This window comes from Neobacillus sp. FW104-15D2 (assembly GCF_058790155.1).
The window spans coordinates 1-14,144 of the sequence record NZ_JBYTCJ010000013.1 but is presented as its reverse complement, the minus strand read 5'-3'; the positions used below and the strand labels follow the sequence as shown (position 1 = coordinate 14,144).

General features: G+C 40.3%; 13 protein-coding genes and 1 pseudogene. 13 read left to right on the top strand and 1 reads right to left on the bottom strand.

The window, feature by feature from the left end; all coding sequences use genetic code 11:
* Window positions 1-15: 15 nt before the first annotated feature.
* The 11 genes from AC3WR0_RS11975 to lepB all read left to right on the top strand — a co-directional run bounded on the left by AC3WR0_RS11975 (window position 16) and on the right by lepB (window position 10,541).
* Window positions 16-1,077 carry a M42 family metallopeptidase gene (locus tag AC3WR0_RS11975; RefSeq protein WP_492552533.1) on the top strand — a complete coding sequence of 354 codons (1,062 nt, stop codon included), beginning with the start codon at window positions 16-18 and terminating at the stop codon, window positions 1,075-1,077.
* A 79-nt stretch (window positions 1,078-1,156) separates the two neighbouring features.
* The gene (locus AC3WR0_RS11970) at window positions 1,157-2,005 is read left to right on the top strand and encodes a M55 family metallopeptidase (protein WP_492552532.1); all 849 of its coding nucleotides are present in this window, start codon (window positions 1,157-1,159) and stop codon (window positions 2,003-2,005) included.
* Between the two features lie 25 nt (window positions 2,006-2,030).
* Window positions 2,031-2,957 (top strand): ABC transporter permease, encoded by a 927-nt coding sequence (locus AC3WR0_RS11965; RefSeq protein WP_492552531.1) that lies wholly within the window; start codon window positions 2,031-2,033, stop codon window positions 2,955-2,957.
* Between the two features lies 1 nt (window position 2,958).
* Complete coding sequence (locus tag AC3WR0_RS11960; RefSeq protein ID WP_492552530.1) at window positions 2,959-3,903, top strand: ABC transporter permease; 945 nt, start codon at window positions 2,959-2,961, stop codon at window positions 3,901-3,903.
* Window positions 3,904-3,914: 11 nt separating this feature from the next.
* Complete coding sequence (locus tag AC3WR0_RS11955) at window positions 3,915-4,934, top strand: ABC transporter ATP-binding protein (protein WP_492552529.1); 1,020 nt, start codon at window positions 3,915-3,917, stop codon at window positions 4,932-4,934.
* The gene (locus tag AC3WR0_RS11950; RefSeq protein ID WP_492552528.1) at window positions 4,931-5,884 is read left to right on the top strand and encodes an ABC transporter ATP-binding protein; all 954 of its coding nucleotides are present in this window, start codon (window positions 4,931-4,933) and stop codon (window positions 5,882-5,884) included. The genes AC3WR0_RS11955 and AC3WR0_RS11950 overlap by 4 nt, the downstream gene beginning before the upstream one ends.
* A 25-nt stretch (window positions 5,885-5,909) precedes the next feature.
* Window positions 5,910-7,544 carry a peptide ABC transporter substrate-binding protein gene (locus AC3WR0_RS11945; RefSeq protein ID WP_492552527.1) on the top strand — a complete coding sequence of 545 codons (1,635 nt, stop codon included), beginning with the start codon at window positions 5,910-5,912 and terminating at the stop codon, window positions 7,542-7,544.
* Between the two features lie 143 nt (window positions 7,545-7,687).
* Window positions 7,688-8,062, top strand: coding sequence for a DUF3899 domain-containing protein (locus AC3WR0_RS11940; protein ID WP_492552526.1), 375 nt, complete (start codon window positions 7,688-7,690; stop codon window positions 8,060-8,062).
* A gap of 289 nt (window positions 8,063-8,351) precedes the next feature.
* On the top strand, window positions 8,352-9,296 hold the full coding sequence (locus AC3WR0_RS11935; protein WP_492552525.1) for an LCP family protein: 945 nt from the start codon (window positions 8,352-8,354) through the stop codon (window positions 9,294-9,296).
* 46 nt (window positions 9,297-9,342) lie between these two features.
* Window positions 9,343-9,972 carry a TVP38/TMEM64 family protein gene (locus tag AC3WR0_RS11930; protein WP_492552524.1) on the top strand — a complete coding sequence of 210 codons (630 nt, stop codon included), beginning with the start codon at window positions 9,343-9,345 and terminating at the stop codon, window positions 9,970-9,972.
* A 14-nt stretch (window positions 9,973-9,986) separates the two neighbouring features.
* Window positions 9,987-10,541, top strand: coding sequence for a signal peptidase I (gene lepB, locus AC3WR0_RS11925; RefSeq protein ID WP_027322716.1), 555 nt, complete (start codon window positions 9,987-9,989; stop codon window positions 10,539-10,541).
* A gap of 222 nt (window positions 10,542-10,763) precedes the next feature.
* On the opposite strand, the pseudogene AC3WR0_RS11920 reads toward lepB, so the two are convergent.
* Window positions 10,764-11,173 (bottom strand): annotated as a pseudogene (locus AC3WR0_RS11920) (transposase); the annotation flags it as partial.
* 363 nt (window positions 11,174-11,536) lie between these two features.
* Between AC3WR0_RS11920 and AC3WR0_RS11915 the strand changes: the two are divergent.
* Window positions 11,537-12,082, top strand: coding sequence for a GNAT family N-acetyltransferase (locus AC3WR0_RS11915; protein WP_492552523.1), 546 nt, complete (start codon window positions 11,537-11,539; stop codon window positions 12,080-12,082).
* Window positions 12,083-12,255: 173 nt separating this feature from the next.
* Window positions 12,256-14,144, top strand: a 1,889-nt coding sequence (locus AC3WR0_RS11910) for a helicase-exonuclease AddAB subunit AddB (RefSeq protein ID WP_492552522.1), incomplete at its 3' end; no start/stop codon positions are given.

The following is a 14,144-nucleotide window of genomic DNA, read 5'->3' as shown; positions in this document are numbered from 1 at the left end:
AAGGAGATGATTAGGATGATTGAAATATTAAAAAAATTAACAAGCTTGTCAGGGCCATGCGGCTATGAACATTCCGTATCATACTTTCTCAAAGACTATTTGGAAAATAAGGTGGATGAAGTACGAATTGATCCAATAGGCAATGTTATTGCTACGAAAAAAGGGGGAAAGCCAGGCCCAACGGTAATTTTAACTGCTCACATTGATGAAATTGGTTTCATTGTTAAGAAAATAGAAGCAAACGGCCTATTAAGATTTGAGAAGCTGGGAGGTAATGACGATAGGATTCTTTTAGCACAGCCAGTAACGGTAATGGGGAATAAGGGTGAAATTTCAGGTGTGATTGGTACAATGTCAGCTCATTATGTGAAATTCGATGATCCATCTAAAGTAAGGAAGCATTCTCAACTTTATATTGATATTGGTGCATCTTCGATAGAGGAAGCGGAGGAATTGGGTATTGAGGTGGGTACTCCTATTACTTGGGGGACTCCATTCCAGCAATTTGGACCTGCTTCTTCTCCTAAAATTAGGTCAAAATCCTTGGATGACCGAGCAGGCTGTGCTGTACTACTTCAAGCACTTGAAGAATTACAGGACACTAAATTTTCTGGAGAGTTAATATTCCTCTTTGCTGTTCAGGAAGAAGTAGGATTAAGGGGAGCTAAAACAGCCTCAGAGCATATTCAGGCAGATGCAGCCATTGCAGTGGATACAACGGCAGTGAGCGATACGCCAGAGGAAACGATGGACCAAAGTTTATCACTCGGTAAGGGAACAGGTATTAAGGTAATGGATTTTAGCTTAATAGTACATAAGACGATGAAGGACACGCTAATTAAGTTGGCTAAAGAACAGAATATTCCTTACCAGCTAGAGGTTTTTCCTGGTATTGGAACTGACGGCGGAGCAGTAAATTATGCCAGTAAAGGAATTCCAACCGGAGTATTGTCGATTCCATCCCGATATGCGCATTCACCAGTTGAGGTTATAGACGTTGGGGATTTGATAGCAACTAAGGACTTGGTTAAAGCGTTTATTCTTAACTTGAATGAAGGGCAGACATTCCCATTTTAATCTCAAAAAGAGAGCGTAAATCAGCTCTCTATATAAGGAAAAGTCTAAATATTTAAATAATCTTTAGGGGGAAAAAGCGATGAAGTTATTTATTTCAGCAGATATGGAAGGTATTTCAGGTGTAGCTACGAACCAACAGCTAAAGACAAATTCAGAGTATCAGCGTTTCCGCAAACTCATGACCGCCGATGTAAATGCAGCAATTGAAGGTGCATTTAACGGCGGAGCAACTGAGGTAGTAGTGGCGGATGGGCACGGAAATATGTCCAATATTCTCATAGAAGAAATGGATTCCCGTGCAAGGCTCGTATCAGGGAATAACCGTGTTATGTGCCAATTGGAGGGGTTGGACGAATCCTTCGATGGAATTATGTTTGTCGGGCACCATGGCCGGGAAGGCGGGTCTGATGTTGCTGTAATTAGCCATACCTTGGCAGGGATTTGTGTAAATGAAATGAAAATAAATGGCAAGGTTGTTGGAGAAACAGAGATGAACTCATTAGTTGCTGGCTCTTTTGGTGTACCTGCCATTTTTATTAGCGGGGATGATGCCTATGTACGAGAAGTAAAAGAAACGCTTCCTGATGTCGAAGCTGCAGTAACGAAAAGAGCAGTTGATCGTTTTGCAGCAGAATTAATTCATCCAGAAGTGGCAAGGGAAGAAATCCGAGCGAAAGCAGAAGCAGCGGTTAAAAAGGCTAAGGCTATTAAGCCTATTACTTTTGAAGGGCCCATTACTTTTGATTTGGAACTAAAAGGTTCCCAACAGGCAAAAATGACCACTACTATTCCAACGGTAGAATTAACTGGCCCAAAAAGTATCAGGTTTACCTGTGATGACATGGTAACAGCATATAAGCATATGTGGGGTTGTGTCATTATCGCTATGACAGCAACTAACGGTGTCCTTGGTTCCGTAAACGCATAAAAATTAAACGGAGGTGAATGACGGGATGTACATCGTGAAAAGGGTACTAACGATGCTTCTTACCCTATGGGTAATTATCACTTTAACGTTTGTCATTATGAAATGTATTCCGGGTGATCCATTTGCATCGGATGCGGATGTTCTTCCAAAGGAAGTGCTTCAAAACATGAGGGCTAAATATAACCTGGACAAGCCGATACCAGTCCAATATGCCCTCTATATGAAAAACCTGGTCACTTTTGATATGGGACCTTCTATTAAATCAGAAACACGTTCAGTTAACAGTATTATTGCTGACGGAATTCCGGCTTCTTCAAGGCTGGGGCTGCAGGCTTTGGTGATTTCCTTATTCTTTGGTTTATTGCTGGGCATTGTTGCAGCTCTTAATCATAATAAACCATTGGATTTTGCCGCTATGCTCTTTGCGATTATCGGAATCTCCATTCCAAGTTTTATCCTTGCCCCCTTGTTAATTAAGTACTTTGCAGTAAATTGGCATTTGCTTCCGGTAGCCTCTTGGGGAACTTGGCAGCATACGGTTTTGCCTTCCATAGCTCTTGCGGCTTCACCGCTGGCAGTAATCGCTCGCTTTATGAGGTCCAGCATGCTGGAGGTTATGAATCAGAACTATATTAAAACTGCAAATGCAAAGGGATTGTCCACTGTACAGCTGGTCATAAAACATGGTATCCGAAATGCAATCTTGCCTGTTATAACCTTTATCGGTCCTTTATTTGTAGTATTAATTACCGGAACATTTGTAATTGAAAAAATATTTGCCATACCTGGTCTAGGAAAGTATTTCGTGGACAGCATTTTTAACCGTGATTATCCGGTCATTATGGGTACAACAGTCTTTTTCAGTACAATACTTGTTTTTACCTTGTTTTTAATTGATATTTCCTATCGCCTGATTGATCCAAGAATTAAGCTTACAAGCGGGGGAAACTAATATGCAGACAAATACAGCCGAATCTAACTTATTTACACCGGTATCTGAAGAAAAGAAAAGACAGGCAGCGGTTGAGAGACCATCCTTAAGTGTTTGGAAAGAAACTATAATTAATATTTTTAAGAATAAACTGGCTGTTTTTGGTCTGACTTTATTACTTGCAATATTAATTTTAGCCATTTTAGGCCCATTACTTGTTAAATTTAGCCCTTCCGACCAGGATTTGATGAAAGCAAATTTGCAGCCAGGCGGAAAGCATTGGTTTGGTACTGATGATCTTGGCCGGGATATGTGGTCGAGAACCTGGTATGGAGCCAGAGTTTCGCTAACAATTGGTTTTGCAGCTGCATTAATCGACCTTATTTTAGGAGTAACCGTCGGTGGGATTTCCGGCTATATGGCTGGAAGAAGCAAGTTGGGAGACCGTGTTGATAATGCGATCATGAGAATTGTCGAAATTCTGTATGGTATCCCTTATCTTTTAGTAGTTATTTTATTGATGGTGATTATGGATCCTGGTATAACTACCATCATTATTGCTTTGTCTGTAACTGGGTGGGTCGGAATGGCGAGGATTACTCGTGGTCAAATTCTTCAACTTAAATCACAGGAATACGTGATGGCAGCTGAGAAGCTTGGCACTTCACACCGGAAAATTATTCTGCGCCACTTGCTTCCAAACACCCTTGGGATCATTATTGTAAATTTAACATTTACGATTCCACAGGCCATTTTTGCTGAATCATTCCTTAGTTTCCTGGGCCTTGGCGTGCAGGCGCCATTTGCAAGCTGGGGAACAATGGCAAATGATGCGCTTGGTGTTATTTTGAGTGGGCAGTGGTGGCGACTATTCTTCCCAGGTTTTATGATCTCTCTTACGATGTTTGCTTTCAATGCATTTGGTGATGGACTTCAGGATGCATTAGACCCAAGGAATCGCGGCTAGGAGGTACAGCAGTGACTCATTTACTTGAAGTAAAGAATTTAGAAGTGAATTTTAAAACCTTCGGCGGCGAAGTTAAGGCTGTCCGCAATGTTTCCTTTCATGTTGATAAGGGCGAAATAGTCGCAATTGTAGGCGAAAGCGGAAGCGGAAAGAGCGTGACAGTGCAGACAATAATGGGGCTTATTCCAACACCGCCTGGAAAAATAAAAAATGGAGAAATACTTTTTCAAAACAGGGATCTTTTAAAACTATCTAAAAAAGAAATGCAAAAAATAAAAGGTTCAAAGATTAGTATGATTTTTCAGGATCCAATGACCTCTCTGAATCCGACAATGAGGATAGGTAAGCAAATAGAAGAGGCACTCATCGTACACCAGAAGCTTTCTAAGGCGGAAGCTAGAGAAAGGGCAGTGGAGATGATCCGCCTGGTAGGGATTCCAAATCCTAAGGAACGGTATAACCAATATCCTCATGAATTCAGTGGGGGTATGAGACAAAGGGCCATGATAGCAATCGCGCTTGCCTGTAACCCTGAATTGCTGATTGCTGATGAACCTACAACAGCGCTGGACGTAACTATTCAAGCCCAAGTGCTGGACTTAATGAAGGACTTAAAGGAAAAAACCAATACTGCGATTATCTTAATAACCCATGATTTGGGGGTGGTCGCCGAAACAGCCGAGCGGGTCATCGTTATGTATGCAGGGATGATGGTTGAAAGTGGAAGTGTAAACGAGCTTTTCGAAAATCCAAGGCATCCTTATACATGGGGGTTAATGGATTCCATCCCTGATACGAATGCAGAACATAAGTCCCGCCTAGTTCCAATTGAAGGGTCACCGCCAGATTTGTTTGCCCCGCCACAAGGCTGTCCTTTCGCACCAAGATGCAAATATGCCATGGAAATATGCTTAAGTGAAATGCCTCCGGCTTTTGAAATCGGGGTGGGCCACCATTCAAGATGCTGGCTTAATGACCCGCGTGCACCAAAGGTAGAGAATGAGGTTGCAGCAGGGAGGGAAAAGCAATGAGTGATGCTCTTCTTCAAGTAGAGGGAATGAAAAAGTATTTTAAAATCAAAAAAGACCAAACTGTTAAATCGGTTGATGATATTTCGATCGAAATTAAAAAAGGGGAAACCTTTGGCTTGGTTGGGGAAAGTGGCAGCGGTAAGTCTACACTCGGCAAAACGATTGTCGGCCTTCAAAGCCCCACTGCTGGTAAGATTATTTACAATGGTATTGATGTTGAGACACTAGATAAAAAGTCGAAAATTAATGTGAACCGTGAAATGCAAATCATTTTTCAGGATCCCTACGCCTCTTTGAATCCACGTATGCGGGTTGGTGACATCATTGCTGAGGGAATCGACGCTCACAATCTTGCAAAAGGAAAGGACAGGCAGAATCGTATCTTTGAGCTTTTGGACAAAGTAGGTCTTCGCCCTGAACATGCAAGAAGATATCCTCATGAATTCAGCGGCGGGCAGCGGCAGAGAATCGGAATTGCCCGAGCTCTTGCAGTAAACCCTAAATTTATCGTTGCGGATGAACCAATATCTGCACTTGACGTCTCTATTCAGGCTCAGGTCATCAACTTAATGGAAGACCTTAAGGAGAAGGAAGGACTCACCTATTTGTTTATTGCCCATGACCTTGGGATGGTCAAGCATATAAGTGATCGCATTGGAGTAATGTACCTTGGCAGGATGATGGAGCAGGCAAGCAGCTATGACCTATTCTCAGAGCCGCTTCATCCATACACACAGGCACTCTTATCAGCAATACCAGTAGCCAACCCAAAGGCTGCCAAAAGGGAAAGAATTGTTCTGGCGGGAGATCCGCCGAGCCCGGTTAATCCGCCCAGCGGCTGCCGGTTTCGTACAAGATGTCCGCATGCTATGTCCATCTGTGCCGGGGAAGTTCCTGCCTGGAAAGAAGTGAAGCCAAATCACTGGACGGCATGCCATCTATATAATTAATAGATTAAAAGGAGGAAGGGAAACAGTGAAAAAGTGGACTTGGATTTTAGCTGTAGTTCTGTTGCTTAGCTCTGCGTTAGCAGGTTGCAGCAGCAGTGGGGATAAAAAAGCATCCTCGAGTTCTTCAAATGGAAATACAAAAGGGGTAAAACAGGAAATTACGGTAAACGCAATGAGTGAACCGCCTTCCCTTGATCCGGCACTTGCCACAGACACCACTTCTGGCTGGATTATAGACCATACCTTTGAAGGATTATTTACAAAAGATAAAGATGGTAAGCCTGTAGAAGGTGTTGCAAAGGATGTTCAAACCTCTGCAGATGGAAAAACATATACCTTCACTCTTAAAGATGACGCTAAGTGGTCTGATGGATCACCTGTAACAGCAAAAGATTTTGAATACGAATGGAAACGTGTATTAAATCCACAGACAGGAAGCGCTTTTGCGTTTTATCTTTACTATATTAAAGGTGCTGAGGAGTATAACAAAGGAAAAGGACCAGTTGAAAATGTAGGAATTACTGCCAAGGACGACAAAACTTTAGTGGTAGAACTTACAAATCCTCTAGGCTATTTTAAGGAACTTTTAACAATGTGGACCTTTTATCCAGTAAAAAAGGAATTAGTTGAAGGAAACAAAGACTGGGCTGCAAACACTGAAGGATATGTGAGCAACGGACCTTTTAAGTTAACTGAGTGGAAGCATGACAGCCAAGTTGTAGCAGAAAAGAATGAAAATTACTGGGGTAATAAAGATGTTAGCTTGACTAAAGTTACATGGAAAATGGTCAATGATGCTACAACCTATTACCAAATGTATAAGACAAATGAACTTGACTTAATTCAAACACTTCCATCAGATGTAGTGGCACAGGAAAAGTCCAATAAGGAATTTAAAAACACTCCATACTTTGGAACGTATATGTATATGTTCAATGTTAAGAAGGAGCCATTTACCAACGCTAAAATCCGAAAAGCATTTGCAATGGCCATCAACCGTGAGGCTATTACCAAGAATGTTACAAAGGCTGGCGAAACCCCGGCATTTGCATTCGTTCCTCCTGGAGTAAAAACAAAGGATGGAGATTTCCGTAAGGATGGCGGAAAAATGCTCAAGGAAGATCCAAAGGAAGCGAAAAAATTACTTGAGGAAGGTATGGCTGAAGAGGGCTGGAAAGAGCTTCCACAAGTAACACTTTTGTATAATACTTTGGAGAGTAACAAAAAGATTTCCGAAGCTGTTCAGGAAATGATAAAGAAAAATTTAGGTGTTAACATTAAACTGGCAAACCAGGAATGGAAGACTTACCTTGATACAACTAAACAGCATAACTTCCAAATGGCTCGAATGGGATGGATTGGAGTATTACTTGATCCTGCAGTCATTCTTGACTACTATTTAGGAGATAGCCCCAACAACCGTACACAATGGGTTAATCCTAAATATGACAGTCTGATTGCACAGGCAAAAGCTGAACAGGATCCAGACAAGCACTTCCAACTAGAGCATGAAGCAGAGAAAATATTAATGGAAGATTTGCCGTTCATGCCAGTATATCACTATACAAATACGTATCTTACTTCATCGAAATTTAATGGTGTCGTTTACCCGATGAATCGTTATCCTAACCTCAAATGGACTAAAAAGGTATCTGATTAATCAGTTTTAAAGGAATAAGGCAGGTGCGATTTTTTAAAGCACCTGCTTTATTTTAAAAGATTGAACCTAAACAAGGCCTAATTAGGTGAATAAATTTAATCTATTAAAAAATCCTCTTTAAATCATAATTGAGGAAGGGGAAGATGATAATAAAAAAGGTCGTTTTTTTTCTCCTATTACTTATTTTCTGGATTTATATAAAAGCAGCAGGATATGTTACTCAACTGGAATGGATCAACCAATCCTTTCTGGTAGGTATAGTAGCATTAATGGCTGGGGCATGCATGGTTATTTTTAAAACCGGTTTTTTATCAATGTTTTTTCAAGGTTTTAGAACAATAGGTTCTTTTATCACTCCAAAGTCAAATGCGATGGAGCGAGCAGATGCCTTATTGAATAAAGATGAGTTAATAATCGAGTTTAAAAAGGGATTCGCCAATAAAGCAGCCTTTTTTGCATTCATGGTGGGAGCTAGTTCCATCACAGTCTCGATTATAGGTTTAATTTTTTATAATTAGAGGCGATAATTGGTTATTTTTGTTATTCCATCATTAGTGGAAGTCATATGCTGCATAGTGAACTTCATTTAGAGAAGATATAAAAGAAGAATAATTAGTCATTAGTCAGAATTCCTTATAAAATTGCCCGCAAAGTATTAATTCTTTGCGGGTTTTTCTTGTCAAAACAGATGCAGGTATGAGAAAGTTTTGATAGAAGGAAGTTCACTGGAGAAAATACTATTAGCAGAGACTTTTTTTAGATAAAGGGAGTCAAAATAAGAAAAAAGATGATGGAAGGACTAAAAAGATGAGATCTGAACGGCATGAGAATAAGGGAAAAAAGAAGAGAAAAGCCTGGAAAGTTATCTTACTGATTTTGCTGCTAATTATTGTGTGTGTAGTGGCTTATGCTTATTATCAATATAAACAGGGAATAAACCAATCAATGGAAAAAATTGAAGGAACTACTAAGCAAGAGACCTATAAATTTGAGGGGCAAAAAGATCAGTATGGAAATACGAATATTTTACTAATGGGGAGCGACGCCCGAGGTAAAGAAAAATCTAGGTCTGATACCATTATGATTGCTACTTATAATCAGGAAAAAGGTACGTACAAATTAACCTCTATCATGAGGGATTCCTATGTCGATATTCCGGGATATGGAAAGCATAAGATTAATTCTGCATTTGCGTCTGGCGGACCTGAATTAATGAGGCAAACAATTAAAGAAAATTTTGATATAGACCTGCAATACTATGCCATCCTTGATTTTGAAGGCTTCGTACAAGTAATAGATGAAGCTTTTCCAAATGGTGTTGAAATTAACGTCGAGAAAAAAATGGCAGAATATGTGGATCCTCCGCTGGAACCTGGATTACAAAAGCTTGATGGAAGGCATCTGCTAAGTTATGTCCGCTTCCGTCACGACCGTATTGGAGATTTTGGCAGAGTTCAGCGTCAGCAGGAGGTTATCCAGAAACTTGGAGAGCAAATGACAAGCATTACAGTCATTCCGAAACTGCCAAAATTAATTGGTATCATTTCACCGTATATCAATACGAACATGAAATCGACTGATATTTTATTTATGTCAAAAAATTATCTTACTGAAGGTAAAGAAAATATCCCAACGCTTAGAATTCCCGTTGATAACAGTTTCACCGAGCCAAGGATAAGCGGAGAAGGAGCTATCCTAAAAATAGACGTTGAAAAAAATAAGGAAGCACTCCATCAATTTATATCAAATTAAAAGTATTTATAAAAAAAGTTTTGGCAACAATTGTAGGGGATGAAAGATGGAATTTGAAGCTATTTTCAATGACTTGTTTGAGATAGAACATATAATGAATCTTATCCGCAAATATCGGTCCCTCGGCCCCTTTTTTGGCATCATGCTAACATTTGCAGAAGCATTTCTGCCTTTCCTCCCATTATTCTTATTTGTTGTGGTTAATGCCACCGCCTTTGGGTTATGGGCCGGATTTTTCTATTCATGGATCGGTGCCTGCGCAGGAGCATTAATTGTATTTTTACTGGCAAGAAAGTTTGGACAAAAGAAAATGCTTTCTTTTGTCCAAAAGCATTCAAAAGTTAAAAAATTAATGGGATGGCTGGATTATCATGGATTTGGACCAATCTTTCTTCTTCTATGCTTTCCATTTACCCCTTCAGCTGTGGTAAACATTGTAGCCGGGATTTCAAAGGTTAGAATGGCCAGGTATATGCTGGCTGTCCTGGCAGGTAAAGTCGTTATGATTTTTTCAATTAGTTTTATAGGTCATGATCTCCATTCGTTTTTTACTAGGCCTGAACGGACGGTACTTGTTTTTTTAGCTATTTTTATTCTTTGGTATGCGGATAGAAAAGTGGAAGTACAATTAAATAAGAGAACCAAAGAGAAGGTGACTGAAGGGAATACTAAATAGGTGGAGGGCAGTACATGAAAGAGGATTGGAAAAAAGAAGGCTTTGAATGGGTTAAGGCATTAGCTATTGGTGTGCTTATTTTTGTTTTTATTAAATCTTTTTTCTTCTCCAATTATGTAGTAGAAGGCCGGTCCATGATGCCAACCCTTCAAGAAGGAAATAAACTGGTCGTCAATAAACTTGGTTTTGAAACAGGAGATTTACATAGGTTTGATGTGATTGTTTTTCATGCCAATCCAAAAGAAGATTTTGTTAAAAGAATTATTGGATTGCCGGGAGACAGAATTGAGTACAGAGATGACCATCTTTATATAAATGGCCATAAGTATGCTGAACCTTTTTTGGATGTTTACCGGGAAAAGAATCCTGGGAGCCGGCTGACAGGAAACTTTACGCTAAAAGAAATTACAGGGAGAATTAAAGTTCCTAAAGGAAAGCTGTTTGTACTTGGCGACAATCGTCTTGGGAGCTGGGACAGCCGTCATTTTGGTTTTATTTCAGCCAGCAAGGTTGTAGGTAAAGTTAATTTGCGGTACTGGCCTATAAATGAAGTAGCAACCTCCTTTTAAAAAGAACTCATTAATTTGTAGTCTTCAGATTGTAGACAAAAGGTCTCGAGTGTACCCTTTCTCGAGACTTTTTGTCGCTATTTTGATCTTAATATAGGAAAAAGTTTATCTCCGCTCTAGGCGCTTGCTTTCCGGGGGGCGTTCGCCGAGCCTCCTCGTCGCTAGCTCCTGCGGAGTCTCGCCTGTAACGCTGATCCCCCAGGAGTCAAGTGCCTTCCCGCTCCAATAATCTAGTTGAATGAGGTTTTGATGATTTTTACTTTCTGTTCATTGTGTAGAAATGGACAGAACGCACAAACTTCTTAATCTGATTGATACTGGCGATACCCACCTAGTTGTTGTCGTGTACTTTAATACTTTCCCTTGCGTACAAAGACTTCCATCATACTATTCATCATAGCCATCACGAGTGTAAGGAAGTCCTCGTATCATTTGATTCTCTAATAGAAAAAGTTCGTATACCAGAAGTTTTATAGGCTGCATCGGCTGTGATAGCTAGTGGCTTCTGTACTTTTGCATCATCTTCTCATAATTGGTTGTCAAATATGACGATCATGTACATTTCCAGACGTCACAATAGTACTTAAAATGAATCCTTTTTCATCAGTTGGATAAATAAAAGAAAAATAAAAAGCCTGCTAAAGCTTTCGTACTAAATGAATTACAGGAACTAATGTATTAAAGGTCAACATCTTTCTAACTTTTTCCAGTTCATTTCATCTATTTCTAGTCATAATTGTTCTAACCCCTCAGAGAGTATTACTTTGTATTTAGTAAGGATTTAGTAAGTAATGTAACTCGATAGGAGCGAAGGGTGGCGACTCCAGCGGGAAAGGCGGCTCGGCCCCGCCCGAGGAAAGCGTCCACCCGTAGCGGAAATCTCCCTAGACTGTTCAACTTTATTCATTGTAAAAGAAAAAAGGCTGTAGAACTCACTATATGGTGGGTTCTTTTGTTATTCTGTAATTAATAAGAAAAAATGGAGAGGATTGTAAATGAATGAGGCCAGAAATTTATTTTTAGGGGAAAAGGTATATCTGGACGGGTTAGCCGAAACAGACATTCCGCTATTATCAAGGTGGTGGACAAAGCCTGAAGTTATGCGTTATTTTGATGCACTTCCGGTTAAGTTCAGAAGCCACGGTGACAGGACGAAATGGCTTAAGGAAACAGACGCTAATACATATCGATTTGCAATCAGATCAGTTGAAGAACAAAAATTAATCGGATATGCAGAGATTGAAGGTATCCTTTGGGTACATGGTATTGGCTGGCTCTCGATTCTAATCGGAGAGGAAGAAAACCATGGGAAAGGTTATGGACGGGAAACAATGGAAAAGGTAATCACCTTTGCTTTCCAGGAATTAAATTTACATAGGCTTCAGCTAACCGTCTTTTCCTATAATCAAAAAGCCATATCGCTATATGAACGGCTTGGATTTAAAAAGGAAGGTACTTACAGGGAGTTCCTGGAGAGAGACTCAAAGCGATTCGATATGTTCCTGTATGGTCTTCTTCGCCATGAATGGAAGAGGAGATAGAACCTGCGATGTGATTTTTGCCTCTGCTATAGTTGAAACTGTCTTATTTAACTATAGATAATTGTGCTATTCTTTCCTGAATCTGGAGGTCACTAATACAAACATTTGTGCCCATTTTGTGGTAAAATAGACTAATAGAATTGATGATGATTTAAGAGGAAGCGGGGAAAATTATGTCGCTAAGATTATTAATAGGGCGTTCTGGCAGCGGTAAAACGGCTTTATGTCTGAATGAGATAAAAGAGAGGCTTCTGGAAAATCCGGAGGGGACCCCTATTATTTATCTGGTTCCTGAACAGATGACCTTTTTATCAGAATATCGCCTCGCTACAGACAATGATTTAGGCGGAATGATACGGGCACAGGTTTATAGCTTTTCGCGTCTTGCCTGGAGAATTCTTCAGGAAACAGGCGGCTTTAGCAGGTATCATCTGGACAGTGTGGGACTCAGTATGTTAATCCGTAAGATTATTGAAGACCAGAAGGAAAATTTAAAACTGTTCCAAAGAGCAGCAGATAAAAATGGCTTCATAGACCAGGTTGAGCAAATGATAACGGAATTTAAAAGATATTGTATTAAGCCGGAGGAGTTAACTGGCATTGGCATGGGAAAATCACTTCAGGATAAATTGCATGACCTTGAAGTTATTTATAAACATTTTGAGGAAGCCACCTACGGCAAATATATTGATTCCGAAGATTATTTTCGCCTTCTCTCGGAAAAAGCAGCGGCCTCTGAATATTTAAAAGGTGCGGAAATTTACATTGACGGTTTTTACAGTTTTACTCCGCAGGAGCTCAATGTAATTGCAGAACTGATGAAAAACTGCAGCCGGGTCACAGTGGCTGTTACAGCGGATGGAGAAGAAGAGCATCTTTCGGATGACCTTAACATGTTCCGCATGTCAGGAGAAACATATCGTTCTGTATATGAATTGGCTAAAGCCAACACAATTGAAATTGAGCCCAAGGTTCATCTTAGAGGGCAAAAAAGGTGGAACACAGATTCACTGAGGCATCTGGAGGAGTATTTTGATTCCATGCCTGCAGTGCCGTTTGAGGAAGTTAATTCGTCCGTCCACATTTGCCATGCTGCCAACAGGAGAGCGGAAGTGGAAGGGATCGCAAGAGAAATACGCCTTTTGATAAGAGAGCAGGGCTACAGATATAAGGATATTGCCTTGCTAATCAGGAACGGCACGGACTACCATGAAATCCTTGAACCGGTTTTCCATGATTACTCGATTCCTTACTTTATTGATCAAAAAAGAACTATGCTTAATCATCCATTGATCGAGCTCATCCGTTCATCAATAGAGATAATTAATGGCAATTGGCGCTACGAGCCTGTTTTTCGCGCCGTAAAAACCGAGCTTCTATTTCCGCTTCAGGAAAATCAACACAGAATTCGAAAGCAAATGGATCAGCTTGAAAACTACGTTTTGGCTTATGGAATTAAAGGCGACAAATGGACTAAAAAAGAGCGCTGGATTTATAAGAGATTCCGAGGACTTGATATAGAAACTAACATACAGACAGATGCAGAAAAACAAATCGAACAGCAGTTAAACGAGCTGCGCCTTATGATAACAGCCCCTATTCTTCGGCTTTCAAGACGCCTAAAAAGGGCTGACAGCGGGAGAAGGTTTTGCGAGGCAGTCTACTTATTCCTAGAGGAACTTGATGTGCCAGCTAAACTGGAAAAGTGGAAAGATGAAGCGGAAAGCAACCGTAACCTTGTAAAATCCCGTGAGCATGACCAAGTGTGGAATGCTGTTATTAATCTATTGGATCAATATGTGGAAATATTGGGTGATGAACCTGTCTCTTTAAAGCAGTTTGCAACTATTATGGAGGCTGGGATAGAGTCAATGGAGTTTTCCCTTATACCGCCTGCCATTGACCAGGTCATGATTGCTAATCTGGAAAAATCAAGACTTTCAGAAATTAAGGTTGCTTTTGTAATCGGCGCAAATGAAGGACCCCTGCCTGCAAAGATTCAGGAAGGCGGGATTCTTGGTGATGAAGACCGGGAGAAGCTTGAACTTTCTGGTGTGAAAAT

Coding starts and splice junctions, on each gene's coding strand:
- AC3WR0_RS11975 (WP_492552533.1), top strand. CDS start 16: ATGATTGAAATATTAAAAAAATTAACAAGCTTGTCAGGGCCATGCGGC.
- AC3WR0_RS11970 (WP_492552532.1), top strand. CDS start 1,157: ATGAAGTTATTTATTTCAGCAGATATGGAAGGTATTTCAGGTGTAGCT.
- AC3WR0_RS11965 (WP_492552531.1), top strand. CDS start 2,031: ATGTACATCGTGAAAAGGGTACTAACGATGCTTCTTACCCTATGGGTA.
- AC3WR0_RS11960 (WP_492552530.1), top strand. CDS start 2,959: ATGCAGACAAATACAGCCGAATCTAACTTATTTACACCGGTATCTGAA.
- AC3WR0_RS11950 (WP_492552528.1), top strand. CDS start 4,931: ATGAGTGATGCTCTTCTTCAAGTAGAGGGAATGAAAAAGTATTTTAAA.
- AC3WR0_RS11940 (WP_492552526.1), top strand. CDS start 7,688: ATGATAATAAAAAAGGTCGTTTTTTTTCTCCTATTACTTATTTTCTGG.
- AC3WR0_RS11935 (WP_492552525.1), top strand. CDS start 8,352: ATGAGATCTGAACGGCATGAGAATAAGGGAAAAAAGAAGAGAAAAGCC.
- AC3WR0_RS11930 (WP_492552524.1), top strand. CDS start 9,343: ATGGAATTTGAAGCTATTTTCAATGACTTGTTTGAGATAGAACATATA.
- lepB (WP_027322716.1), top strand. CDS start 9,987: ATGAAAGAGGATTGGAAAAAAGAAGGCTTTGAATGGGTTAAGGCATTA.
- AC3WR0_RS11915 (WP_492552523.1), top strand. CDS start 11,537: ATGAATGAGGCCAGAAATTTATTTTTAGGGGAAAAGGTATATCTGGAC.